Source organism: Candidatus Polarisedimenticolaceae bacterium, assembly GCA_036376135.1.
In the GTDB taxonomy this organism is placed as follows: Bacteria; Acidobacteriota; Polarisedimenticolia; order Polarisedimenticolales; family DASRJG01; genus DASVAW01.
In genome coordinates this window covers 1-21990 of sequence record DASVAW010000141.1, presented here as the reverse complement: position 1 = coordinate 21990, position 21990 = coordinate 1, and the positions used below count along the sequence as shown (strand labels likewise).

25 protein-coding genes and 1 tRNA gene are annotated in these 21990 nt (G+C 70.7%); 8 read left to right on the top strand and 18 right to left on the bottom strand.

Annotated features, from left to right (window positions below):
• The coding region (locus VF139_14910) for a rod shape-determining protein (protein HEX6852684.1) at positions 1 to 959 on the bottom strand (959 nt) is incomplete at its 3' end.
• A gap of 83 nt (positions 960 to 1042) precedes the next feature.
• The gene (locus tag VF139_14905) at positions 1043 to 2491 is read right to left on the bottom strand and encodes a FecR domain-containing protein (GenBank protein ID HEX6852683.1); all 1449 of its coding nucleotides are present in this window, start codon (positions 2489 to 2491) and stop codon (positions 1043 to 1045) included.
• A 142-nt stretch (positions 2492 to 2633) separates the two neighbouring features.
• On the opposite strand from VF139_14905, the gene VF139_14900 reads away from it, so the two are divergent.
• Positions 2634 to 4541: a peptidylprolyl isomerase gene (locus tag VF139_14900; protein ID HEX6852682.1), complete on the top strand. Its 1908-nt coding sequence runs from the start codon at positions 2634 to 2636 to the stop codon at positions 4539 to 4541.
• A gap of 113 nt (positions 4542 to 4654) precedes the next feature.
• Positions 4655 to 5149, top strand: a complete 495-nt coding sequence (locus VF139_14895; protein ID HEX6852681.1) for a tetratricopeptide repeat protein — start codon at positions 4655 to 4657, stop codon at positions 5147 to 5149.
• Between the two features lie 4 nt (positions 5150 to 5153).
• Here VF139_14895 and VF139_14890 read toward each other — a convergent pair whose 3' ends face one another.
• From VF139_14890 to erpA, 4 genes are all read right to left on the bottom strand, one after another.
• Positions 5154 to 5534 (bottom strand): response regulator, encoded by a 381-nt coding sequence (locus tag VF139_14890; GenBank protein ID HEX6852680.1) that lies wholly within the window; start codon positions 5532 to 5534, stop codon positions 5154 to 5156.
• 75 nt (positions 5535 to 5609) lie between these two features.
• The gene (locus VF139_14885) at positions 5610 to 7079 is read right to left on the bottom strand and encodes an aldehyde dehydrogenase family protein (protein ID HEX6852679.1); all 1470 of its coding nucleotides are present in this window, start codon (positions 7077 to 7079) and stop codon (positions 5610 to 5612) included.
• A 29-nt stretch (positions 7080 to 7108) separates the two neighbouring features.
• A complete protein-coding gene (locus VF139_14880) occupies positions 7109 to 8236 on the bottom strand; it encodes a deoxyguanosinetriphosphate triphosphohydrolase (protein ID HEX6852678.1) in 1128 nt (375 codons plus the stop codon).
• Between the two features lie 76 nt (positions 8237 to 8312).
• Positions 8313 to 8636, bottom strand: coding sequence for an iron-sulfur cluster insertion protein ErpA (gene erpA, locus VF139_14875; GenBank protein HEX6852677.1), 324 nt, complete (start codon positions 8634 to 8636; stop codon positions 8313 to 8315).
• 151 nt (positions 8637 to 8787) lie between these two features.
• On the opposite strand from erpA, the gene VF139_14870 reads away from it, so the two are divergent.
• Positions 8788 to 8964 (top strand): hypothetical protein, encoded by a 177-nt coding sequence (locus VF139_14870; protein ID HEX6852676.1) that lies wholly within the window; start codon positions 8788 to 8790, stop codon positions 8962 to 8964.
• Here VF139_14870 and VF139_14865 read toward each other — a convergent pair.
• Positions 8950 to 10137, bottom strand: coding sequence for a glycine C-acetyltransferase (locus VF139_14865; GenBank protein HEX6852675.1), 1188 nt, complete (start codon positions 10135 to 10137; stop codon positions 8950 to 8952). The genes VF139_14870 and VF139_14865 overlap by 15 nt on opposite strands.
• Entirely contained in the window at positions 10134 to 10379 is a 246-nt protein-coding gene (locus tag VF139_14860) for a Fe(2+)-trafficking protein (GenBank protein HEX6852674.1), read from the bottom strand. Before VF139_14860 ends, VF139_14865 begins: the two co-directional genes overlap by 4 nt.
• A 102-nt stretch (positions 10380 to 10481) precedes the next feature.
• Between VF139_14860 and VF139_14855 the strand changes: the two genes are divergently transcribed.
• Together VF139_14855 and VF139_14850 are read left to right on the top strand one after the other, a co-directional pair.
• A complete protein-coding gene (locus VF139_14855; protein ID HEX6852673.1) occupies positions 10482 to 10826 on the top strand; it encodes an STAS domain-containing protein in 345 nt (114 codons plus the stop codon).
• Between the two features lie 10 nt (positions 10827 to 10836).
• The gene (locus tag VF139_14850) at positions 10837 to 11112 is read left to right on the top strand and encodes a DUF3467 domain-containing protein (protein HEX6852672.1); all 276 of its coding nucleotides are present in this window, start codon (positions 10837 to 10839) and stop codon (positions 11110 to 11112) included.
• Here the strand turns inward: VF139_14850 and VF139_14845 are convergent.
• The 5 genes from VF139_14845 to VF139_14825 all read right to left on the bottom strand — a co-directional run bounded on the left by VF139_14845 (position 11109) and on the right by VF139_14825 (position 16364).
• Complete coding sequence (locus VF139_14845; protein HEX6852671.1) at positions 11109 to 11624, bottom strand: MogA/MoaB family molybdenum cofactor biosynthesis protein; 516 nt, start codon at positions 11622 to 11624, stop codon at positions 11109 to 11111. The two genes, VF139_14850 and VF139_14845, sit on opposite strands and share 4 nt — an antisense overlap.
• Complete coding sequence (locus VF139_14840) at positions 11609 to 13024, bottom strand: leucyl aminopeptidase (protein HEX6852670.1); 1416 nt, start codon at positions 13022 to 13024, stop codon at positions 11609 to 11611. Before VF139_14840 ends, VF139_14845 begins: the two co-directional genes overlap by 16 nt.
• 8 nt (positions 13025 to 13032) lie before the next feature.
• Entirely contained in the window at positions 13033 to 15006 is a 1974-nt protein-coding gene (gene dxs, locus VF139_14835) for a 1-deoxy-D-xylulose-5-phosphate synthase (GenBank protein ID HEX6852669.1), read from the bottom strand.
• Positions 15007 to 15105: 99 nt separating this feature from the next.
• On the bottom strand, positions 15106 to 15684 hold the full coding sequence (locus VF139_14830; GenBank protein ID HEX6852668.1) for an AAA family ATPase: 579 nt from the start codon (positions 15682 to 15684) through the stop codon (positions 15106 to 15108).
• A complete protein-coding gene (locus tag VF139_14825) occupies positions 15681 to 16364 on the bottom strand; it encodes a hypothetical protein (GenBank protein ID HEX6852667.1) in 684 nt (227 codons plus the stop codon). The genes VF139_14830 and VF139_14825 overlap by 4 nt, the downstream gene beginning before the upstream one ends.
• Positions 16365 to 16479: 115 nt before the next feature.
• Between VF139_14825 and VF139_14820 the strand changes: the two genes are divergently transcribed.
• The gene (locus VF139_14820; GenBank protein ID HEX6852666.1) at positions 16480 to 16926 is read left to right on the top strand and encodes a hypothetical protein; all 447 of its coding nucleotides are present in this window, start codon (positions 16480 to 16482) and stop codon (positions 16924 to 16926) included.
• On the opposite strand, the gene VF139_14815 is transcribed toward VF139_14820, so the two are convergent.
• On the bottom strand, positions 16895 to 17920 hold the full coding sequence (locus VF139_14815; protein ID HEX6852665.1) for a hypothetical protein: 1026 nt from the start codon (positions 17918 to 17920) through the stop codon (positions 16895 to 16897). The genes VF139_14820 and VF139_14815 overlap by 32 nt on opposite strands.
• A gap of 29 nt (positions 17921 to 17949) precedes the next feature.
• On the opposite strand from VF139_14815, the gene VF139_14810 reads away from it, so the two are divergent.
• Positions 17950 to 18180, top strand: coding sequence for a hypothetical protein (locus tag VF139_14810; protein HEX6852664.1), 231 nt, complete (start codon positions 17950 to 17952; stop codon positions 18178 to 18180).
• Between the two features lie 2 nt (positions 18181 to 18182).
• Here the strand turns inward: VF139_14810 and VF139_14805 are convergent, their stop codons facing one another.
• The 4 genes from VF139_14805 to VF139_14790 all read right to left on the bottom strand — a co-directional run bounded on the left by VF139_14805 (position 18183) and on the right by VF139_14790 (position 21491).
• The gene (locus VF139_14805; GenBank protein HEX6852663.1) at positions 18183 to 18611 is read right to left on the bottom strand and encodes a polymer-forming cytoskeletal protein; all 429 of its coding nucleotides are present in this window, start codon (positions 18609 to 18611) and stop codon (positions 18183 to 18185) included.
• 163 nt (positions 18612 to 18774) lie between these two features.
• Positions 18775 to 19419 (bottom strand): CoA pyrophosphatase, encoded by a 645-nt coding sequence (locus VF139_14800; protein ID HEX6852662.1) that lies wholly within the window; start codon positions 19417 to 19419, stop codon positions 18775 to 18777.
• A complete protein-coding gene (locus VF139_14795) occupies positions 19416 to 20459 on the bottom strand; it encodes a PA0069 family radical SAM protein (GenBank protein ID HEX6852661.1) in 1044 nt (347 codons plus the stop codon). The genes VF139_14800 and VF139_14795 overlap by 4 nt, the downstream gene beginning before the upstream one ends.
• Positions 20460 to 20504: 45 nt before the next feature.
• On the bottom strand, positions 20505 to 21491 hold the full coding sequence (locus VF139_14790; GenBank protein ID HEX6852660.1) for an aldo/keto reductase: 987 nt from the start codon (positions 21489 to 21491) through the stop codon (positions 20505 to 20507).
• Between the two features lie 72 nt (positions 21492 to 21563).
• Here VF139_14790 and VF139_14785 point away from each other — a divergent pair.
• Positions 21564 to 21639: transfer RNA gene (locus VF139_14785), tRNA-Thr, on the top strand.
• The last annotated feature ends 351 nt before the right edge of the window (positions 21640 to 21990 follow it).

Here is a 21990-nt window from a genome sequence, read left to right as displayed (position 1 = left end):
AGCGGATCTTCTGCCATCGCGAGCGGCAGACCGGTCTCTTCGCGCAGCCGCTTGTCGAGGTTTCTCAGCATGGAGCCGCCACCAGTCAGCACGATGCCGCGGTCGACGATGTCCGCGGAGAGCTCCGGCGGGGTCTGCTCGAGCGCGACCCGCACCGCCTCGATGATCGTGGCGACGGTCTCCGCGAGCGCCTCGCGGATCTCCTCGTCGGAGACGACGATCGTCTTCGGAACGCCCTCCACGAGGTCGCGCCCCTTGATCTCGAGCGTGAGCTCCTCGTCGAGCGGGAACGCCGAGCCGAGCCGGATCTTCACTTCCTCGGCGGTGCGCTCGCCGATGAGCAGGTTGTACTTGCGCTTGATGTACTGGATGATCGCCTCGTCCATCTCGTTGCCGGCCACGCGGACCGAGCGCGAGTAGACGATCCCCGCCATCGAGATCACGGCGACGTCGGAGGTCCCGCCGCCGATGTCGAGCACCATGTTCCCGGTGGGTTCGGTGATCGGCAGACCCGCTCCGATCGCCGCCATCATCGCCTGTTCCACGAGGAAGACCTCGGTGGCTTTGGCCTTCAGCGCGGAGTCCCGCACCGCGCGCTTCTCGACCTGCGTGATCTCGCTCGGCACGCCGATGACGATGCGCGGCCGGACGCCGAACTTGCGGTTGTGGGCCTTCTCGATGAAATGCGAGAGCATGCGCTCGGTGTGCTCGAAGTCCGCGATGACGCCGTCCTTCATGGGGCGGATCGCGACGATGTTCCCCGGCGTCCGGCCGAGCATCTCCTTCGCCGCCGCGCCGACAGCCTCGACCGCGCCCGTTTTCTGGTTGACCGCGACGATCGAAGGCTCGCTCACCACGATCCCGCGACCGCGGGCGTAGACGAGCGAGTTGGCCGTGCCCAGATCGATGGCCAGGTCGTTCGAGAACATGGAGAGGAGGCCTTTGGGCGACCAGGACATGGATTTCCTCGTTTTCGCGCTATTCCGGCCCAATCATAGGGACGCGAAGTCCCGGCAGGCAAGTTCCTGCCGGGTTTTCTCGATCAGAAGGAATCCACGTAGGCCTTCTGGGAGAGGTGCTTCTGATTCCCGGCGGCGTCCTGCACCATGAGGACGACCTCGTTGACCCCCTCCTTCCGGAGGCGGACGACGGCGTAGAACGACCCGTCCTCGCTGACCTCGACCTTCTCGTCGTCGACCCACAGGACGGCGCCGGGCTCGGTCTTCCCGTTGAGGATGAGCATCGACCCGGTCTGCACCTTCTCGGTGATCTGGAGCTCGGGCGGGGTCGTGTCCTCCCGGTCCCGGATCTTCTGGGAGGTGATGCGGAAGCGCCTCGGCTCGCAGAACGGGCCGGCGGCTCCCTGGGAGCTCACGGCGGCGACGCGCCAGAAGTACTCCCCCGCCGGGACGGCGTCGAGCACCACCGTCGTTTCCTTCCGGTCGGCCTCGTAAAGCGGCGAGCCGAACAGCGGCTTGTTCGCGATCACGAGCCGATAACGCTCGGCGCCCTCGACCGGCTCCCACGTCAGCGTGGTCTGGGCGCTCTTGGGATCCTCGTGGACGAACACGCGCTGGTCGACGGGTGCGACGAGGCGGGGCACCCCGGGGAGCCTCTCCTTGCCGAGCAGCCGCCCGTCGGCGGTCGCCCGGACGCGCTCGCCCGGCGCCACCGACTCCTTCCGGTCGCCGACATCCAGCTGGATCGTCCCGGTCAGCGCGTCGAACGCCGCGGTCTTCTTGTCCTTGTCGACGGCGACGCGGAAGTCGCCCCCCTCCTCCGCGCGCGCGGTCACCGACTCCGTCGCGACTTCGTGGAAGGAGCCGCGGGCGTTGCGCTGGGTGGAGGCGAGGATCTCTCCCCAGCTCAGGCGTTCCTTGACCTGGCGGACCTTCGTCTCGGGGTCCTCGGCGACCTGCCGGATCTCCAGGAGCGACCCCTTCTCGATCGTGGTCCGCGTTCCGCCCAGGTACAGGATCTCCGCCGAGCCGTTCTCCGCGGTCTTGATCTGGTCCCCGACGCGCAACGTCATGTTCCGGGTCGCGGGCTCCCATGCGAATTCCCCGACGCGCTTGACCCGGACGTCTCCCTCCAGGCGCGACAGCCGGACCTCGCGGTCGGCGGCCCCCTCGCCGCGCGCGAGGTCGATCGCCTTCTGGGCCAGGCCCTCGGAACGCAGCGCCGCGTACCGGGACTCCTCCCACTGCTTGTTGTTGTAGGCGGTGCGGGCCTCCTCGAGGGCGGACCGCGCGCTTCCCCGGTACTCGTCCACGCGATCGCCGGCGGGGTAGGTGAACGCCTCGGCGACCTTCTCCCCCGCGCGGCGGATCGCCTCGGCGGCGTCGGCCCGGTCTCCCGTGGGAGCGAACCAGAGCCACCACACCGCGGCGGCGACGATCAGCAGCACCGCGAGCCCGGCGAGGAAGACGCTCCGGTACGAGACCGTGAACCAATCGAGGACGATGCGCGATCGTTGGGGGTTCGGCGGCATGGGCCTCGGGCGTTTCCTCTTCGGAATCGGACCGCGGCGGAATCTAACACGCGGCCAAGGGGGAGGCCAGCGCCGTCTTGCCCACCCCGCTCGGGTCGGCTAACATCCGCCCTTTCTTTCGTTTGCCCCCGGAGAACCGACGATGCTCAACGTGTTTCGGGAGAACCTTCGCCACCTCAAGTGGGTCCTCTGGGTCGTGGCCTTCTCGATGGTGCTCTACCTGGGCGCCTTCTTCATCGACGATCCCGGGGCGCCGGCCGATTCCCCGGATGCGTGGGCCGTCAAGGTGGGCGACCACACCGTCTCGACGCAGGCGTTCCTCGAGGAGGCGCGCCGTCGGGACGAGTTCTACCGCCGGCTGCTCGGCGCGCAATACGACCAGATGCGCGGCAGCCTGCGCCTGGGCTCCCAGGTCGCCGAGTCGCTGGTGGACCGGCAGATCATGCTCGTGGAGGCCAAGTCCCTCGGACTCGCCGCCGGCGCGGACGAGCTCTCGCGACGGATCCTCGAGGACCCGAACTTCAAGGACGCCTCCGGCAACTTCATCGGCCGCGAGCGGTACGTCGAACTGCTGAACACCAACTGGAACGGCGGGGTCGCCGCGTACGAGGCGGCGCTGATGGACGAGATCGCCATCCAGAAGTGGGTCGACCTCGTGACCGAGCCCGCCCAGGTCGGGGAGCCCGAGCTCGAGAAGGCCTACCGCGACCGCAACGAACGCGCGGCCTTCGATTACCTCTTCTTCTCGCTGGGGGACCAGAAGGTCTCGACCGACGTGAGCGACGCCGAAGCGCGCGCCTACTGGGCCGCCAACCCGGACCGCTTCCGGAGCGCGGAAGGGCGCAAGGTCAAGCTCCTGGTCGTGGATCGCCAGGCGCAGGCCTCCAAGGCGACGGTGACCGACGCCGACGTCCGCAAGTACTACGACGACAACCTGTCCCAGTTCTCGCGTCCCGAGCAGCGGCGGGCCAGCCACATCCTGTTCCGAGTGGAGGCGGGCGCGGCGCCGGAGGACCGTCGGTCGATTCGCGACCTCGCGGAGTCGGTGCTCAAACGCGCGCAGGGAGGCGAGGACTTCGCCGCGCTCGCCCGGGCGATGTCCCAGGATCAGGGTTCGGCGCCCAACGGCGGAGACCTCGGCTGGTTCGGACGGGGCGACATGGTGCCGGCGTTCGACCAGGCCGCCTTCTCGACCCCGCCGGGTCAGCTCGCCCCCGTCGTCGAGACCGAGTTCGGCTACCACGTGATCAAGGTCGCGGAGCAGCGCGACGCCGGCGCGACCCCGTTCGAGGAGGTCCAGGCGGGGATCCGTCGCCAGGTCGAACTTCGTAAGCAGCAGGAGGTCGTCGAGTCCGAGGCCAAGCGCCTCCACGCCGCGATCTCCGGGCTGGCGCAACTCGACGAGGTGGCCGCCAAGGAGGGGCTGAAGGTCGAGGAGCGCGTGATCGCCCGGGACGAGACCGCGCGCGAGCTCGGCCCGTCGCCCGAGTTCACCAACGGCGTGTTCTCGACGGCGCCCGGCTCGGTCGCCGCACCCGCGGCGATCGCCCGCGGCATGGCGATCGCGGGGATCGTCGACGTGATTCCCGCCGCGGTGCGCCCCTACGAGCAGGTCTCGGCCCAGGCGAAGACCGAGGCGCTCGCCGAGCGGCAGCGCCAGTCGGCGCTGCTCGCGGCGCGTCGCGCCGCCTCGGACCTGGACGCCGCCGCGCGGTCGGCCAAGCTCGAGGTGAAGAAGTCCGGCGACGTCTCGCCGGGGTTCGCGCTCCCCGGCCCCGGTCGTTCGCCCGAGCTCGAGACGGCGATCTTCGCTCCGAGCACCGCGGTCGGCGCGACCGGCGCGGTCGCGACGCCCGGCGGCGCGGTCGCCTACCGCGTCACCCGGCACGACGCCTTCGATCGCGCCCGGTTCGAAAGCCAGAAGTCGGCGTTGCGGACGGAGCTGCTGCAGCAGCGGCGGCAGGTGCTGCTGGACGGCGTCCTGACCTCGCTTCGACGGCGGTACGACGTCCGCATCAACGACCCGATCGTGCAGCGCGCCAACGGCTGATCGCTCACCCGCACGGGCCGGGATTACGGGGACGTGATCCCGGCCACCAAAATCGCTCTGGATGCGCCGGGCGGCCGAAACGACATTTCCTCTCGGCGAGAGGAGGTCGGGCGATGCTCGTGCATTCGGCGGAGAACCGTTTCCAGCGCGGCATGGAGGCCCTCAATCGGGGACGCGGGCTCGAGGGGCTCGCGCTGTTCGAAGCCGCGATCGAGCTGGAACGCCAACACGGAGCTCCGCGACCCCAGGCGCGTTACCTCTCGTGGTACGGGCTCGCGCTCGCGCTCGAGGGAGGGAGGGTCCGCGAGGGTGTCGAGTTCTGCCGCCAGGCGGTCCCGTTGGAGTTCTACAATCCCGAGCTCTACCTCAACCTCGGTCGCGTCCTGATCGTGGCGGGCCGCAAGCGGGAGGCGTACGACGCGCTCCGCAAAGGGATCGCGCTGCAGCCGTCGCATCCGGGAATCCAGCGCGAGCTCGCGCGACTGGGACGGCGGCGCAGACCCGTGGTGCCGTTCCTCGACCGCTCGCATCCGATCAACGTGGCGCTCGGGAAGATGTTCCGCCCGGTGAAGCCGAAGCAGGCCCCGGCGGAGGCTCCCGCCGGCTGACCTCCTAGTCGGTCTCCTGCCCGAGCGCGCCGCGAATGCAGCGCACGACATCGCGGATGTCGAACGGCTTGGCGAGGAATCCCCCGCCCTGCGCGCTGTAGTAGTCGAGATTCGAGTCCGACTGGACGAACCCCGACATGAACACGGTCCGGCCGGCGAGCTCGGCGTCCATCTGCCGGATCTGCCGGTGGAGCATCACGCCGTCCATGTCGGGAAGGTTGAAGTCGAGAATCGCCGCGTCGTAGATCGTCTCGCGAATGCGCTCGAGCGCGGTCGCGGCGTCGGGTGCGGCGTCGACCTCGAACCCTTCGGCCGAGAGGACGTCCCGCAGCATCTCCACGATCTCGGCCTCGTCGTCGACGACGAGAATGCGCTCGCCGGCCATCTCGCAGCCGCCCTCCCCTCGAACCCCCGCGCCAGCTTACTCCAGAAGTCCGGGCGACGGCGCGTCGCGAACGGATCAGCGACCGAGGTCCATCCAGACGCTCTTGGTCTCGAGGAACGCCTCGAGCGCCTCGAGCCCGAGATCGCGACCGAAACCGCTGTGTTTGTAGCCCCCGAACGGGAGCGCCGGATCGTACAGGTTGTAGGTGTTGACCCACACGGTTCCCGCCTTCAGCGCGCGGGCCAGACGGTGCGCGCGACCCACGTCGCGGGTCCAGACCCCCGCGGCCAGGCCGAAGATCGTCGCGTTCCCCTTCGCGACCGCGTCGTCGAAGTCGTCGAACGGGATGACCGCGAGCACGGGCCCGAAGATCTCCTCGCGGGCGATGCGCATGCCGGGATCGACGCCGTCGAATACCGTCGGACGGACGAAGTAGCCGCGGCCGCCGTTGACCTCGTCGGCGCGCCGCCCTCCCGCCGCGACCCTCGCGCCTTCCGCCTTCCCGGACTCGATGTACTCGAGCACGGTGCGCATCTGCGCCTCGGAGACCACGGGTCCCATCCGCGTCGCCTTCTCGCGCGGGTCCCCGAGCACGATCGCGTCGGTGCGCTCCGCGAGCGTCTTCACGAACGCCTCGTGAACGGAGCGCTCGACGAGCAGGCGCGAGCCCGCCGCGCAGACCTCCCCCTTGTTGTAGAAGATGCCGTTGAACGCGCCGCGAAGGGCCGCCTCGAGGTCGGCGTCGGCGAAGACGACGTTCGGGGATTTGCCGCCGAGCTCGACGGTGACCCGCTTGAGCGTCTCGGCCGCCTCGCGCACGACGGTGCGGCCCACCTCGACGCTCCCGGTGAAGGAGACCTTGTCCACTCCCGCATGACGGACGAGCGCCATCCCCGCGACCGATCCCGATCCCGGAAGCACCTGGAGCACGCCGGGAGGAAGGCCGCACTCGAGTCCGATCCGCCCCATCTCGAGCGCGGTCAGGGGCGTCTGGCTCGCGGGCTTGAGGATGACGGTGCACCCCGCGGCGAGCGCGGGCGCGACCTTCCACGACGCGAGCAGGAACGGGAAGTTCCACGGCGTGATCGCCGCCACGACGCCGACCGGCTCCTTGAGGGTGAAGGTGAAGGCGTCGGGCCGGCTCGGGATCGTGCGCCCGCCGATCTTCGTCGCCGCGCCGGCGTAGAACTGGAAGATCTGCGCCGCCATCGGCAGCTCGATCTTGCCGGAGTCGAACGTGGTCTTGCCGGTGTCGAGGGTCTCGAGGAGCGCGAGACGGCCGCACTCCTCGAGGATCTTCTCCCCCATCTTCCAGAGGATCCGCCCGCGATCCGCCGCGCTCATCCGGGCCCACGGGCCCGACTCGAGCGCCTTCCTCGCGGCGGCGACCGCGCGGTCGACGTCCGCCTCCCCCGCGCGCGCGACGATCGCGATCGTCTCGCCGTCCGCGGGGTTCACCGTGGCGAACGTGCCGCCGTCCTGCGCGTCGGTCCACGCGCCGTCGACGAGCAGACGGGTGTTCTGAACGGGGTTGTCGGACGCCATGGTCTCCTCCTCCGGAAGGACCCGGCATCCTACACGGGAAGCGCGGGGTCGAACAGGCGCTGGTACTCCTGGATCGCGTAGCGGTCGGTCATGCCGGCGACGTAGTCCGCGACGGCGCGGTGCAGGCCGAGGCTCTCCGCGCGACGGCGCGTGTCCTCCGGGAGGACGAGCGGGTTCTCGACGTACCGCTCGACCAGGGCGCGGAGCACTCGCCGGGCCTTGTCCTTGCTGCGCTCGATGTGCGGGTGCCGGTAGAGCCGCTCCCGCAGGTAGGCCTTGAGGGCCCCGTTGCCGGCGGCGACCGACTCCGACAACCCGACCAGCGGCGTGCCGTACCGTCGCACCTCGTCGACCGACGCGACTCCCGACGCACGGACCGCGTCGCGCGTCGTCCCGATCAGGTCGGAGACCAGGGCATCGATCATGCCCCGGAGGGCCGTCGTTCGGATCGCCTCTCTCCCCGCGTCGGGGTGACGCGCTCCTGCAGCGCGGAACGGCGCGGCGAACAACGGAACCGAGGCGACGAGGTCGTCGAGGTCGAGGAGCCCGGATTCGAGGCCGTCGTCGACGTCGTGGTGGTTGTACGCGATCTCGTCGACGAGGTCGATCATCTGGGCCTCGAGCGGCGCCTGCCGCTCCGGCTCGAACTCGGCGAATTCCGGCGCCTTGGCGACGTCGATCGGCCCCGAGTGCTTGGCGATCCCCTCGCGGACCTCCCAGGTGAGGTTGAGGCCCGGGAACGCCGGGTAGCGGTTCTCCAGGACCTCCACGATGCGCAGGGTCTGACGGTTGTGGTTGAACCCGCCCTCCTCGCGCAGCACCTCGTCAAGGACCTCCTCGCCCAGGTGACCGAACGGCGTGTGCCCGAGGTCGTGCGAGAGCGCGAGGGACTCGACCAGGTCCTCGTTGAGCCCGAGGGCGCGGGCGACGGTGCGCCCGATCTGGGCGACCTCGAGGGAATGCGTGAGGCGCGTGCGGTAGTGATCGCCTTCGTGGTTGACGAAGACCTGGGTCTTGTACTCGAGCCTCCGGAACGCGCGGCAGTGCACGATGCGGTCCCGGTCGCGCTGGTAGGGCGTTCGGTAGGCGTGTTCACCTTCCGGGTGCCGCCGTCCCCGCGTCCCGTCGTCCGGCTGGGCGTAGCGCGCGAGCGTCATGCAAGGCACTCCGGAAACGGCGAGGCCCCGGACGCCTCGCGGCGCCGGGGCCTCCCGGAACGAACGTGGTTCGCGATCAGGCCGAGAAGCTGTGGCCGCAGCCGCAACTCCCGGTGGCCTTCGGGTTGTCGATCTTGAAGCCCGAACCCTCGAGGCTGTCGATGTAGTCGATCTTCACGCCGTCGAGGTACATCCCCGACATCGCGTCGACGAACACCTTGAGCCCGCCGAATTCCAGGACGTTGTCGTTGGGGCGTTCCTGGTTCTCGAAGGTCAACCCGTACTGGAAGCCGGAGCAGCCGCCGCCGTGGATGGCGACGCGAAGCCCGAACCCGTCCTTGCTCTCGGCCGCGAGAAGCTCTTTGACCTTGTCGACGGCCTTGTCGGTCATCTGCAGCATCGTATCCTCCGGGGACGCCACGAGGCCCGGGGCCGGCATCCCGAACAATCGTCTTTGAAAGTATGCGAGGCACCGCGTTCCGTCAACCGGAACCTTGCGGTCGCGAAAGCCGGTCCGCTATCCTCCGCGAGTTCGATTCGGGGAGGTTTCGATGGTCGCCGGCAGCCGCGTTCAACTCCACGTAAGCCTTCCCTACAAACACGAGCCGAAGGCTCATCCCAAGGTCTCCCGCATGCTCGCCGAGGGGTGGAAGGTCGCCGGGCTCCAGCGCCTGACCGACCGGGACGCCCTCGTCACCCTCGAGCGGGCCTCGTCAGAGAAGCCCTAGTTCCCGACCCACCTTCCGGAACGCCTCGACGGCGAAATCGAGGTCCTCGCGCGTGTGCGAGGCCGAGATCTGGCAGCGGACGCGGGCGTGACCCTGCGGGACGACCGGGAACCCGAATCCGGTCACGAAGACGCCCTCCTCGAGCATCCGCTCGCTCGCGCGGATCGCCAGCGCCGTGTCCCCGAGGATGATGGGGACGATCGGCGTCTCTCCGGGGAGGGGCTTCAGTCCGATCTCCTGCACGCGCCCACGGAAATACGACGCGTTCTCCCGCAGGCGCTCCACCCGTTCCGGGTGGGCGTCGAGGTAGCGCACCGCGGCGAGGGCGCTCGCCGCGACCGTCGGCGGGAGCGCGTTCGAGAACAGCTGCGGCCGCGACCGCTGGGTCAGGTAGTCGCACAGGGCGGCGGAGCCCGCCGTGAACCCTCCCGCCGCCCCGCCGAGCGCCTTGCCGAGCGTCGACGTGACGACGTCCACCTGCCCGTGGAGTCCGAAGTGCTCCGCGGTTCCGCGTCCGGTCCTTCCGAGCACCCCCGTGGCGTGCGAGTCGTCCACGACGACGACCGCGTCGTGACGACGCGCGAGATCGAGGATCTCCGGGAGGCGCGCGATGTCCCCTTCCATGCTGAAGACGCCGTCGGTCACGACGAGTCGCGTTCGCGCCGCCGCCGAGTCCCGGAGCGCGTTCTGCAGCGCCGCCATGTCCGAGTGCGGATAGACCTTGCGCTGGGCCTTGCACAGGCGGATCGAATCGATGATGCTCGCGTGGTTGAGCGCGTCGCTGATCACGACGTCGCGCTCGTCGAGCACGGTCGGCATCAACCCTTCGTTGGCGTTCCAGCAGGAGACGTAGCTGAGCGAGGCCTCCGCGCCGACGAAGCGGGCCAGCTCCGCCTCGAGATCGCGGTGCACGGTGAAGGTGCCGCAGATGAAGCGGACCGAGCCGGTTCCCGCCCCCCAGCGCCGCAGCCCTTCGTGTCCGCCCTCGACCACCTCGGGAACGTCGCACAGGCCCAGGTAGTTGTTCGAGGAGAGGATCACGACCTCGCCGCGTCCCTCCATCCTCGCGCGCGCGCCCTGCGGGCCGGCGAGGTGGTTGAGGCGCTTGTAGACGCCGTCCGCCCGGAACTGGTCCAGCTCGCCGCGCAGCCGCGCCTCGAACCCGCCGTTCACGACGCCGCCTCGTCCTTGAGCTTGAGGAACTCCCGGGCCTGGCCCAGCAGGAACTCGAAGTGTTTCTCGTCGAGGGGGTTCAGCCGGTACTCGTTGATGAACTTCACCTGCATCTTCAGCCACTCGTCCCAGCAGCTCGCGCACACCTGCGCGAGGATCCTGGCTCCGGTCGGTCCGGGCATGGGGGCCCTTGCAAGACTCGGGGCCGTTCGTCCGCATCGCGAGCAGGTGACGTCGGGCATGGCGATCTCCGGGAGCAAAAGGGTGCGTTACGTTAGAACCGTCGGGGGCGCCCGCGCAAGGCTCGCGCTATGCTTCGCGCGGGGATTCCGGGTGGAGCCTCGATGCGAATCGATCGGCGGGACGAGGACGGGGTCGCGGTCGTGACGGTCGCCGAGCCGGGCGAGATCGACCTCGACCGCGCGGACGCCTTTCGGGACACGGTGCTTCGCGCGGTCGGGGACGCGAAACGCGTCGTGCTGGACTGCACCCTCGTCGAGTTCTTCGACTCCGCCGGGATGGCGGCGCTGCTCTCGATCCAGAAGGAGATCGTCCAGCGTCGCCGCGGCGCGTTCGCGCTCGCCGGCCTCCACCGCAGCGTCCTCGAGGTCTTCCGCATGGTCGGTTTCGACGTGATCTTCCTGTTCCACCCCGACGCCGCGGCCGCGGTCGCGGCGGTGCGCGGCTGACGGGGGCGGCATGTCCGACGAGCGCTCGATCCCGATCAAGATCGCCGACGAGATCCTCCGGGGCGCGTACGCGAACCAGATGGTGGTTCGGCACACGCGCGAGGAGTTCGTCCTCGACTTCCTCTCCGTGTTCCCCCCCGAGGCGGTCGTGAACGCGCGGGTGATCGTGAGCCCCGGTCACATGAAGCGGATCCTGCGGGCGCTCGAGGACAACGTGCTCAAGTACGAGTCCGCACACGGGCGCATCGCCGATGCGGAGCCGCCCACGGCGGGACCCGCGAACTAGCGCCGGCGCAGCTCCGCGAGCAGGTGCGAAAGCTCGGGGGCGATCAACCGCTCGACCGCGAGACGCACGGCCGCGGGGGACCCGGGGACGGCGAACAGCGGCTTCCCGCGGGCGATCCCGGCGACGGCCCGGCTGAGCATCGCCGCCGATCCGACCTCCGACCAGGACAACATGCGGAACAGCTCGCCGAAGCCGTCGAGCCTCTGGTCGAGCAGCTCGGACACCGCTTCGCAGGTCCGGTCCCGGGATGCGATCCCCGTCCCGCCGTTCGTGATCACCGCATCGCACTCGGGATCGGCGAGCCACGCGAGCACCGCCTCCCGGACCCGCGCAGGGTCGTCGGGGACGATCCCCCTCCGGACGACGGCGTGCCCCGCCGCGGCGAGGATCGCTGCCGCCGCGTCCCCCGACGCGTCCGTGGCCGCCGTACGGGTATCGCTCACCGTGAGGACGCCCACCCTGGCGGGCCCGCCGGCATGGGCGTGCGCGTGGGGGCTCACCGCTCGAGCCACCGGAGCAGGGTCGGAACGGAAGCTCCCGTCGCCCCGACCGGCCACGGCCCCTTGGGGGCCTCGAGGAACGCGGGACCGGCGATGTCGAGGTGCACCCACGGCACCCCCTTCGGGACGAACTCCCGGACGAACAGCGCCGCCGAGATCGCCCCGCCCCAACGTTCCCCGGCGTTCTTGAGGTCGGCCGGGCCGTCGCGCAGCTCGTCGCCGTAGTCGTCGTAGATCGGCAGCGGCCAGAAGCGCTCGCCCGCGTCGCGCGCCGCGCCGAGGATCTCCTCCTCGAGGGCGGCGTCGTTGGAGAACACTCCCGTCGCGAGCGTGCCCAGGGCGATCACGACGTGACCCGTCAGGGTCGCGACGTCGACGATGCGATCGGGCTGCACCGTCCTCGCCGCGTGGGTGATCAGGTCGCACAGGACCAGCCGCCCCTCCGCATCGGTGTTCACGATCTCCACCGTCCGCCCCGAGGCCGTGGTCACGACGTCGCCCGGCTTGAACGCCCGCCCGCCGGTCATGTTCTCCACGAGTCCGATAAAGCCGTGGACTTCCTCGCGGCACCCGCTCTCCGCGAGCGCGCCCATCGCGGCGATCACCGCGGCGGCGCCCGCCATGTCCGCCTTCATCCCGAGCATCGAGGGGCCCGGCTTGATCTGGAGCCCGCCGCTGTCGAAGGTCACTCCCTTTCCGACGAGCACGGTCCGCCGCGAGGCCTTCCCCCCGGGTCGGTAGACGAGGTGGACGACCCTCGACGGCACGCCGCTCCCGGCTCCCACCGCGGCCATCGCGCCGAAGCCGAGTTTTCCGATCGCCTTCTCGTCGAGCACCTTCGCCGTGCAGCCGGACGCCTTCGCGACCGTCGCCGCGCGGCGGGCGAGCTCGGGGGGATCCAGCCGGGACGGGGGTTCGTTGGCGAGGTCTCTCGCGAGCGCGACCGCGCGACCGACGACGTTGCCGCGGGCGACCGCCTCCTTCGCGACGGCGCCCGGGATTCCGGCGACGGCGGCGCGCTCGAGGTGGCCGTTCTTCCCCGGGATGGTCCGGTACCGGTCGAACCGGTACGCCCCCGCGTGCAGGCCGACGACGGCCGCGCGCAGCCCCGCCGGGTCCGGCAGGGCCCCCTTCGCGAAGTGGAGATCCGCGGCGCCGCAACGCACGCGACCGGCCTCGCGCGCGGCGCGCAGCGCCGCGTCGTGCCACGCCACCGGAGAGGCATCGACGCCGACCCCGGCCGCGATCCACAACCTCCCGCCCGCCTCGAAGGAGACCGTCTCGCCGCGGGCACCGCCGAACCCGGCGAGCGCGAGACGGCGCGCCACGGGCTGCGGGGCCCGGTCCCCGGGACGCATCAGGACGATCGCCGCGCGCGACGAGGCTCCGGCCTTCGCGACCTCGACGTTCATGACGCGGCTCAGCTCCGCCCGAGCGCCTTCAGGACGGCGGTCGCGACGGGCTCGGGGAGAAGGCCGACCTCGGCGAGGAGCTCGGAGCGGCTGCCGTGGGTGACGAAGTCGTCGGGAAGCCCCACGCGCACGACCCCGTCGGTCGCGAGACCGAGGCCGTTGAGCGCCTCGAGGACGCCGTCGCCGAAACCGCCGGGGAGATTCCCCTCCTCGACGGTGACGAGGACGCGCCGCGAAGCGCGCAGCTCCCGGAGCGTATCGAGGTCCATCGGCTTCACGAAGCGGCAGTTGACGACGTCGACCGCGACGCCCCGGTCGCGAAGCACCGCGGCCGCCGCCTTCGCCGTCTCCACCATCGTGCCGACCGCGAGGATCGCCGCATCGGTCCCGGATTCGAGAACCTCCCACGAGCCGATCGGCAGGATCGAGGGGGTCCGTGCGGGATCGAAGCCCGCGGGCACGGTGTCCCGCGGGAACCGGAACGCGAACGGCCCGCCCTCGTGGGAGAGCGCGGTCCAGAGGAGGTCGCGCAGCTCGTTGCCGTCCTTGGGCGCCGCGACGACGAGGTTCGGCACGCAACGCAGGTAGGCGAGGTCGAGGACGCCGTGGTGCGTGGGGCCGTCCGCGCCGACGAGGCCGCCGCGGTCGAGCGCGAAGACCACCGGCAGCCCCTGGAGCGCCACGTCGTGCACGATCTGGTCGAAGGCGCGCTGGAGGAACGTCGAGTAGATCACGCAGACCGGACGCGCACCGTCGCAGGCGAGGCCCGCGGCGAAGCAGACGCCGTGCGCCTCCGCGATCCCCACGTCGTAGAACCGGTCCGGGAACTTCGCCTTGAACGGATTGAGGCCGGTCCCGGTCGGCATCGCCGCGGTGATCGCGACCATCTTCGGGAAGGCCTCGGCCGCGTCGATCATCGCCTGGCCGAACGCCCCGGTGTACGACGGGAGACCCGACGTCGTGCCGGGGTGCGCCTTCCCGGTGATCTTGTCGAACGGCGTGACGCCGTGGAAACCCTCCTCGTCGTTCTCGGCGGCGGCGAGCCCTTTCCCCTTGCGCGTCAGGACGTGGAGGAGGACCGGCCCCTTCTTGTCGAGGACCTTCGGGAGGAGATCGAGCAGCCCGTCGAGGTCGTGGCCGTCCACCGGCCCCACGTACCGGAAGCCGAGCGCCTCGAACAGGCCGCTGGGCACGAAGGCGTTCTTGACCGCCGCCTCGAAGCGCCCCGCGATGTCGCGGACGTGTTCCCCGAGCGAAGGGAACCGCGAGAGGATCTGGATGCTCTCCTCCCGCAGCCGGCGAAGGTGCGGATTCGTGACCGCGCTCGTGAGGTAATGCGCCATCGCACCGACGTTGCGGGCGATCGACATCCCGTTGTCGTTGAGGATCACGAGGAAGTCGCGGTCGGAGTGGCCGGCGTTGTTGAGGGCCTCGTAGGCCAGCCCGCCGGTCATCGCGCCGTCGCCGAGGATGGCGACGACCTTCCGTTTCGCCCCCTCGAGATCGCGCGCGGCCGCCATCCCCAGGGCGGCCGAGATCGCCGTCGAGGCGTGCCCCGCGCCGAACGCGTCGAACGGGCTCTCCTCGCGCTTGAGGAAACCGGAGATCCCGCCGTATTGTCGGATGCTCCAGAGCGCCTCGCGTCGTCCGGTCAGCACCTTGTGGACGTAGGCCTGGTGGCCGGTGTCCCAGACGACCCGGTCCTCGGGAAGGTCGAGGACCGCGGAGAGGGCGACGGTCAGCTCGACGACGCCCAGGCTCGCGCCGAGGTGCCCCCCCTTCTGGGAGACGACGTCGACCACGTAGTCGCGGATCTCGTCGCACAACCGCCGCAGTTCCTCCCGGTTGAGGCCCTTGAGGTCAGCGGGGGTCGCGATGCGGGGGAGCACGGGGGCCGGCGAGCCTGGGGCGGCCGCCTGGGCGTCCGTCGCGCCGTCGTCGCGGCGAACCGGTTCGGCGCCGCCACGGATCACGTTTTCCATCGACTCCTCGGGTCCCCGGCGGGACGGCCGCTTCGCCGGACGCGGTACGGTCCGGCCGTGGAGCGGCCGCGACACTGTAACGAACCGGCGAAGACGCCGTCAACGCGGCGAATCGGCGGTTTCCAGCTCGTTCAGGAGACGGTCGACGGCGCTCCGAAGGCGGTCGAGGGCCCCGTCGTTGTCGAGGATGCGGTCCGCCAGCCGGAACGTCGCGTCGAGCTGCTGCCCCGAAGGGTCGTCGCGGTTCTCCTGCCGTTCGCGCTCCAGGAACTCCTCGAAGCTCGCGGGATCTCCCGGGCGCCCCCGCGAGCGCGAGCGTGCGTAGCGCACTTCCGCCGGAGCCCGCACCCCGAGCAGGACGAAGTTCGGCAGACGCCGGAGGACCTCGACCTCGGCCGGGTTCCGGATCGAATCGACGACCTCGCGCCCGTGGAGGCGCGGCAGCAGGCGCTCGGCAAGCACCCCCGCCCCTTCCGCACGTCGAAGTTCGGTGCCGATCCGGATCAGGTGCTCGCGCTCCGGCGGGAGCCCCTGCGCCGCGGCCTCCTCCCGGACGATGTCGGAGAGGGAATAGACGGTGAAGCCGCGTTGCGCCAGGTGGGTCGAAACCTCGCCCTTTCCGGCTGCGTTGGGGCCGGTGACCCCGAGGACGAGGCTCGACGCGGAGTTTCCGCTCAGTTCTCGCCGCCTTCGACGTTCGACTCGGGGGCGGGGGGAGCCGGCTGCGGGGTCGAGGGGGCGGCGAGGGGCTGCTTGCGAGGCTGGAATTCCATGATCTGCACGTCGGCCCCGCGATTCGGCTCGGCGCCGACGGCGTAGTTGTTGCCGAGCGGGGTCGCGCCGAGCGGAGCGTCTGCCGGCGCCCCCGGCGAACGCATGCGCCCCCGGACCTTGATCCGGCCGTTCCCCGCGGAGATCGTCTCCGGCCGCGGCGAGGCGGGGACTCCGGCATCGCCGTAGGCGGCCTGCACGAGCGGGTTGTTCGGATCGACTCCCCCGGAAGGACGGGGACCGACCTGACGGAAGCGGGCGCCCGGGGGGACCCCGGTGATCGCCGTGGTGTCCTGCTGAACGCGGGCCGGGCCGGAGGATCCCGCAACGGCCTGGTTGGACGGGGAGAACGAGGGATTCGTGTAGACGCTTTTCCCGCGATCCTCGATGCGCTCGACCATGGCCCGGGGGAAACCGACGACGGCTCCACCCCCGAGATCGACACGGATCATCGTGCCGTCGACGTTATGGCTGCGGACCTCCATCGAGGTGCCGTTGGTGAAGTAGACGACCTGATCGGCCCGGACGGATGCGGGCAAGAGCGCCGCAATTCCCGCCAGGACGAAGGGGACGACAGGCAGACGCATGTTCCCACCTCCGCAAACGCCCCCGGAGTGTACCCCCTCCCCCGGGGGGCGGCAACGAATACCCCGACCTCGCTGCGGTTTGCGCGTCCGCCGGACCCCCCGTAGACTCCGGCGCATGTTGACGCCGTTGATCTGCTCCATTGTCCTCGCCGCCGGCGGCGCCGCGATCCCCGCCGGGGAGAACGCCACCGTCAGGATCCTCGTCGAGCCGACCCCCGTGGCGGCCGGAACCGAGGCCAAGGTCACCGCGCAACTCGTTCCCAACGCGGGGATCAAGATCAACAAATACCCCAAGATCAAGCTGGCCGTCGCCGAGCAGGCAGGGCTCGTCGCCCCCGCCGAAGGGACCGTCGGCGCCGCGTCCCCTCCCCCGCCCGAGGATCTCGAGTCGAACTACTTCAAGACGATCGATCCGGTCGCGTTGTCGTTGAAGCTCGACGCGAAGGCGGCGAAGGGGAAACACGAGATTCCGGCGCGTCTGACCTACTTCTACTGCGTGGCGGCGAGCGGCTACTGCGCGCCCGCACGCGTCAACGTGAAGATCCCCGTCGAGATCCGCTGACCGTTACGCCCCGCCGCGCGATCGCCGCGTCGAGCACGAGAGCGCCCTCGGACTCCAGCGCCGCCGCGACCGCCCGCCTGCGTCCCTCGCGCGCGAACGCGACGAGGCACCCGCCCCCTCCGGCGCCGCAGACCTTCACGCCGATCGCCCCCGCGCGCCGCGCGGCGGCGCCGCACGCCGCGAGCTTCGGGGTCGACACCGACGGCGCGAGCCGATTCCGGAGCCGGCCCTCCTCGCCCAGAAGCCTCCCCGCCGCGTCGACGTCGCCGGCCGCGAGCGCGTCTCGGGTCTCGCGTGCGATCGCGGCGATCGCCTCCATCCCGGAGACCGTCCGGCGCTCCCCGTCGACGTAACGGCGGAACATGTCCCAGTTGCTGAACCCCGACTGCCGCGGTTCCCCGGTGTAGGCGAGGACGAGGCGCTCCTCGAGCCCTTCCGGGATCGCGAGAGGTTCGCGACGCCAGCCGTCGACCTCGTGCCAGAAGGCGGAGAGACCGCCGTGCATTGCGGCGAGGTAGTCCTGGTTTCCGGTCGGAACGCGGATCTCCCTCGTCTCCGCGTTCTGCACGCGCCGCAGGAGCGCCTCGCGGGAGAGCCTCTCGCCGCACGCGCGATCGAGCGCCGATGCCAGCGCGACCCCGAGTGCCGACGAGCCGCCGAGCCCCGCCCCCGCGGGGGCTTCGGCCCGCAGCGTGATCGTCAGCCCGCTCTTCGGGAGCGCGAAGCTCGAGGCCAGGCGCAGCGGCCACGACAGCGCCCCCGTCGCGGTCGCGGGATCGACGGGAAGCCCGCGCGTCGCACGACGGCCGCGGTCGAGCGAGACGATCGCCAGCTTTCCGTCGCGCCGAGGCTCGATCGTCGCGTTCGCGTGAAGGGTGACCGCGAGGTTCACCGTCACCGCGCGCTCGACCATCTGCGAGATCGGCCAGAGATCGAGCGTCCCTCCGGCGAGATCGATGCGCGTCGGCGCCTTCGCTCGGATCGTTCCGGTCAACGCGGGCACTCCCCTATACTCCGCGAGTCATGACCCGAACGCAGTGGACCCTGCTCTCGGCGCTCGCCGCGCTCGCGATCATCGTCATCCTGCTGGCCCTTCGCAACCGTCAGCCGCCGATGCTGCCGGCCGACGCCGAGCACGCGCGATGGGAGAGTGCCGAAGCGTGCCTGGCGTGCCACGGCCCCGGCGGCGCGTCGCCGCAGTCGAAGGGGCATCCGCTCGGACAGGAATGCCTGCGCTGCCACGGATCGCGCTGAGGTTACTCGGAGACCTCGGCGGGAACCTCGGCGGTGCGCCGGTCGACGAACCGGTGCGGCGGCGCCTCGGCCTGAAGGGCCCCCTTCACGAGCGAGCCTTCCGCGATCGCCAGCTGTCCGGCCCGAAGGTCGCCGAACACCCGCGCGGCCGATCCGATCTCGAGGCGGCCGGAGACCGTCACCGGCCCTTCGACCTCCCCCTCGACCTTGGCCGCCGCGGCGGTCAACGCGCCGCGCACCGCCGCGCCGGCGAAGAGGTGCACCCGACCGCCGCACTCGAGCCGGCCGCGCACCGTGCCCCGCACGAGCGCGTCGCCCGGAGCCTTGAGATCGCCGTCGACCGTCGCCCCCGCCGCCACGACGGTCGTGTCGGGCTTGCCGGGATCGATCGGGTCGCCCTCGAGGAAACGCCGCTTCTTGTTGTTGAACATCGCGGGGGAATCTGGGGGCGCGACGATGGAGAGTCAAGTGCCCGGTTCGTGAGGGATTTCGCGGGGTACGTTAGGTTGCCATCGGTGCGGGCGGGCGACGTGTTCCCCGTCCGGTCCTCCGTCGTGGAGTGCGGCTCGAAAACCAGCGACCCCGCGAAATCCCTCACGAACCCGCCCACGGATCCACGACCAACCCCGCAAGCTCCAGGAACTCCGACAGCACCATCGCCGTCGCTCCCCACACGACCTCTCCTTCGACCCGGATCACGGGCACGTCGTAGGCGTCCCCCTCGCGCGTCCAGCGCTCCACGCTGAGGTTCGCCGGATCGGCGAGCGTCTCGACGGCGACCTCGACGAGGCGGGCGACTTCCCCCGGATTCACGACGAAGTCGGGGCGCGTGTCCACGACGCCCACGACCGGGTTGAGCGCGAAACCGCTGACCGGGATGTGGAGCGGCGTCAGCGTGCCGAGGACCCGTACCGTCCCGGGCTCCACGCCGACTTCCTCGTGCGCCTCGCGCAGCGCCGCATCCTCGAGCGACTCCCCGTCCCGCACGCCGCCCCCCGGGAGGGACACCTGCCCGCGGTGGCTCGGAAGCTCGGAGCCTCGCACGGTGAGCGCGAGATGGGCGCGCTCCCCGTTCGGGTACAAGAGCAGGAGCGCCGCCGCGGGGCGCAGGCCGGGAGGGATCACCCCGGCGTTCCAGAACCGTCGCGGCTTCGGGGCCATGCGCAGGTGCGCTTCCGCCGCCGGGAGCGGCCCGTTCAGCGCGTCGGCGAGCCGGGTGACGAGGGACTCGAGGATCACCCGAACAATCTACGCTGACGACCCACCGGCTCGGGAACCCGGAAACGCGACGTGTCCAGGCTCGCCTCTCGCCCGCGCAGCCCGTAGCGACGGCACGCGACCTCGAACCGTCGCGCGAGCAGGTCCGCGTACGGCCCGCGTCCCCGCATCCGTTCCCCGAACCGCGGGTCGTTCAGCTCGCCTCCGCGCATCTCGCGGATCAACGCGAGGACCTTCCCGGCCTTGGTCGGGTAGTGCAGGCCGAGCCACTCGACGAAGAGCGTCTTCATCTCGTTCGGCAGGCGCACGAGGAGGTACCCCGCGCTCGAGGCCCCCGCCGCCGCGGAGGCTTCGAGGATCCTCTCGAGCTCGTGGTCGTTGAGGCCGGGGATCATCGGCGAGGCGAGGACCCCCGTGGGCACCCCCTCCGACCCGAGGCCGCGCAGCGCCTCGAGCCGGCGCCGGGGCGCGGAGGCCCTCGGCTCCAGGCGCCGGGCGAGCTCGGGGTCGAGGGTCGTGATCGAGAGAAAGACCTTCGCCATCCCCTCCCGCGCCATCGGCGCGATCAAGTCGAGGTCGCGGAGCACCCCGGCCGATTTGGTGACGATGCTGAAGGGATGGCGGTGCTCCACGAGCACCTCGAGCACCGAGCGGGTGATCCGCATCTTCCGCTCCAGGGGCTGGTACGGATCGGTGTTGGTGCCGAGCGCGATCGGCTCGCAGCGGTAACCCGGTTTCGCGAGCTCCCGGCGGAGCAGGTCGGCCGCGCGGGGCTTGGCGAGGATCTTCGTCTCGAAGTCCCGCCCCGGCGACCAGCCGAGGTAGGCGTGGGAGGGTCTCGCGAAGCAATACGCGCAGCCGTGCTCGCACCCCCGGTAGGGGTTGATCGAGCGGTCGAACGGGACGTCGGGGGAGTCGTTCGTCGCGAGGATCGACCGGGTGCGGTCCTCGACCACGACGGTCGAGGCGTCCCCCTCCGGGAAGTCGGGCTCGAACCGGCGGACCTCGAACCTGCCGGCAGGGTTGATCGTGAATCCCCGGGACGGGAGCGGCGCCTTCATCGCCGGGGAGGAATACCTAAGGATGAGACAAAAGTAAAGCGAATATCAGGCGCCGTACCAGTTCTTCTCCCAGGCGTGCGCCCGCAGCTTCCGGAGCAGCGCGGAGGACAGGGCCCGGCCGTCGGAAACCGCGGCGTTCGACCGTGCGTGCTCCGGACGCCGCATCCCCGGAATCACGCTCGACACCTCGCGCCGGGACAGGATGAAGCGGAGCGCGAGCTCGGGAAGCGTCGCCGCCTCCCCGCCGAGCAGCTCCGCCAGCGCATCCGCCCGTCGCTCGGCCTCCGCCTTCCGATCGTCGCGGAAGTAGCGGTGCCTCCAGTCCCCTTCCGGGAAGACCGTGTCGGCCCGGATCGCGCCGGTGAGCGCCCCCTCGTCGAACGGCACGCGCACGATCACGCCGAGGTTCCGCTCGCGCGCGAGGTCGAACGCCCTCCCCTCGGCGGCCCGGTCGAAGATGTTGTAGATCAGCTGCACCGACCCGAAGATCGAGTCGCTCAGCGTCCGCACCGCGGAATCGGGGTCGTGGTCGTTCACCGAGATTCCCCAGTGCCGCACCTTCCCCTCGACCGTCAGCTTCTCCATCGCCGCGCGCGTCGATTCCCATTCCGGCTGCTCGAGCCATGCGTCGTGCCAGACGTGAAACTGCTGCAGGTCGAGCGCCTCGACCCCGAGGTTCCGCAGCGACGTCTCGCAGCACGAGACGACCCACGACGCAGGGAAGACGTCCGCGAGCGCGGCGTCCGCCCGCCCCGGCCAGCGGAAGTCCTTGGGCGGGATCTTGGTGGCGACCGCGATCCGTCCGCGGTCGCCGCGCTCCTCCAGGACCGCGCCGATCCGCTTCTCGCTGTGCCCGTCCCCGTAGGCCAGGGCGGTGTCGATGAAGGTGACGCCCTCGTCGAGCGCCGCCCGGAGAGCGGCGTTTCCCTCGTCCTCCGGCACGCCCAGCCACATCGTGGAGCCGAGCCCCCAGGCGCCGAAGCCGATCTCGGAGACCGTAAGCCCCGTCGCTCCCAGCGGTCGGTGGATCATCGTCGCCCTCCCGGTCGTGGGCGGGATGGTAGCGGCGGGGGCCCGGCGAGTGCTATAAACCGCGCGTTTCGGGCCGGCATAGCTCAGTCGGTAGAGCGGCTGATTCGTAATCAGCAGGTCCCCAGTTCAAGTCTGGGTGCCGGCTCCAATAGATCCAAGTACCTGGCGGCACAGCGGCCAATACAGCGGGGTCGCAAGTAAGGCCCTAGTAACGCGACTGCCGTCTGGTTGGGCCCTCCGCTGCGCACACGTTACCCCTGCCTACGCTCGGCCTTCCAGCGTGCCCCCATCAGCTTCCAGAACTTGTGGGTCGGGTGCTGACCGCTGAGCCCGAGTAGCGTGCGCCTCCCTGCGCCCCCGTCTCCAATCGCGACACGCCCGGCTCCGGTCACGTGGAACGCCCAAAGGTCCTCGTGACCAAGGCCTGCGGGGCGCTCGTACCTCTCGCCAAGGTGCTCCAACGGCCCCTTGTGCTCGTCCAACCTGCGGACGAACTTGA

Excerpts from the sequence above, each read along its gene's own strand:
- erpA (HEX6852677.1), bottom strand. The coding sequence starts at position 8,636 with ATGCTGCAGATGACCGACAAGGCCGTCGACAAGGTCAAAGAGCTTCTC.
- dxs (HEX6852669.1), bottom strand. The coding sequence starts at position 15,006 with ATGGAAAACGTGATCCGTGGCGGCGCCGAACCGGTTCGCCGCGACGAC.
- VF139_14825 (HEX6852667.1), bottom strand. The coding sequence starts at position 16,364 with ATGCGTCTGCCTGTCGTCCCCTTCGTCCTGGCGGGAATTGCGGCGCTC.
- VF139_14820 (HEX6852666.1), top strand. The coding sequence starts at position 16,480 with ATGTTGACGCCGTTGATCTGCTCCATTGTCCTCGCCGCCGGCGGCGCC.
- VF139_14905 (HEX6852683.1), bottom strand. The coding sequence starts at position 2,491 with ATGCCGCCGAACCCCCAACGATCGCGCATCGTCCTCGATTGGTTCACG.
- VF139_14885 (HEX6852679.1), bottom strand. The coding sequence starts at position 7,079 with ATGGCGTCCGACAACCCCGTTCAGAACACCCGTCTGCTCGTCGACGGC.
- VF139_14805 (HEX6852663.1), bottom strand. The coding sequence starts at position 18,611 with ATGTTCAACAACAAGAAGCGGCGTTTCCTCGAGGGCGACCCGATCGAT.
- VF139_14810 (HEX6852664.1), top strand. The coding sequence starts at position 17,950 with ATGACCCGAACGCAGTGGACCCTGCTCTCGGCGCTCGCCGCGCTCGCG.
- VF139_14860 (HEX6852674.1), bottom strand. The coding sequence starts at position 10,379 with ATGCCCGACGTCACCTGCTCGCGATGCGGACGAACGGCCCCGAGTCTT.
- VF139_14895 (HEX6852681.1), top strand. The coding sequence starts at position 4,655 with ATGCTCGTGCATTCGGCGGAGAACCGTTTCCAGCGCGGCATGGAGGCC.
- VF139_14840 (HEX6852670.1), bottom strand. The coding sequence starts at position 13,024 with ATGAACGTCGAGGTCGCGAAGGCCGGAGCCTCGTCGCGCGCGGCGATC.
- VF139_14870 (HEX6852676.1), top strand. The coding sequence starts at position 8,788 with ATGGTCGCCGGCAGCCGCGTTCAACTCCACGTAAGCCTTCCCTACAAA.
- VF139_14855 (HEX6852673.1), top strand. The coding sequence starts at position 10,482 with ATGCGAATCGATCGGCGGGACGAGGACGGGGTCGCGGTCGTGACGGTC.
- VF139_14790 (HEX6852660.1), bottom strand. The coding sequence starts at position 21,491 with ATGATCCACCGACCGCTGGGAGCGACGGGGCTTACGGTCTCCGAGATC.
- VF139_14900 (HEX6852682.1), top strand. The coding sequence starts at position 2,634 with ATGCTCAACGTGTTTCGGGAGAACCTTCGCCACCTCAAGTGGGTCCTC.
- VF139_14880 (HEX6852678.1), bottom strand. The coding sequence starts at position 8,236 with ATGACGCTCGCGCGCTACGCCCAGCCGGACGACGGGACGCGGGGACGG.
- VF139_14850 (HEX6852672.1), top strand. The coding sequence starts at position 10,837 with ATGTCCGACGAGCGCTCGATCCCGATCAAGATCGCCGACGAGATCCTC.
- VF139_14795 (HEX6852661.1), bottom strand. The coding sequence starts at position 20,459 with ATGAAGGCGCCGCTCCCGTCCCGGGGATTCACGATCAACCCTGCCGGC.
- VF139_14890 (HEX6852680.1), bottom strand. The coding sequence starts at position 5,534 with ATGGCCGGCGAGCGCATTCTCGTCGTCGACGACGAGGCCGAGATCGTG.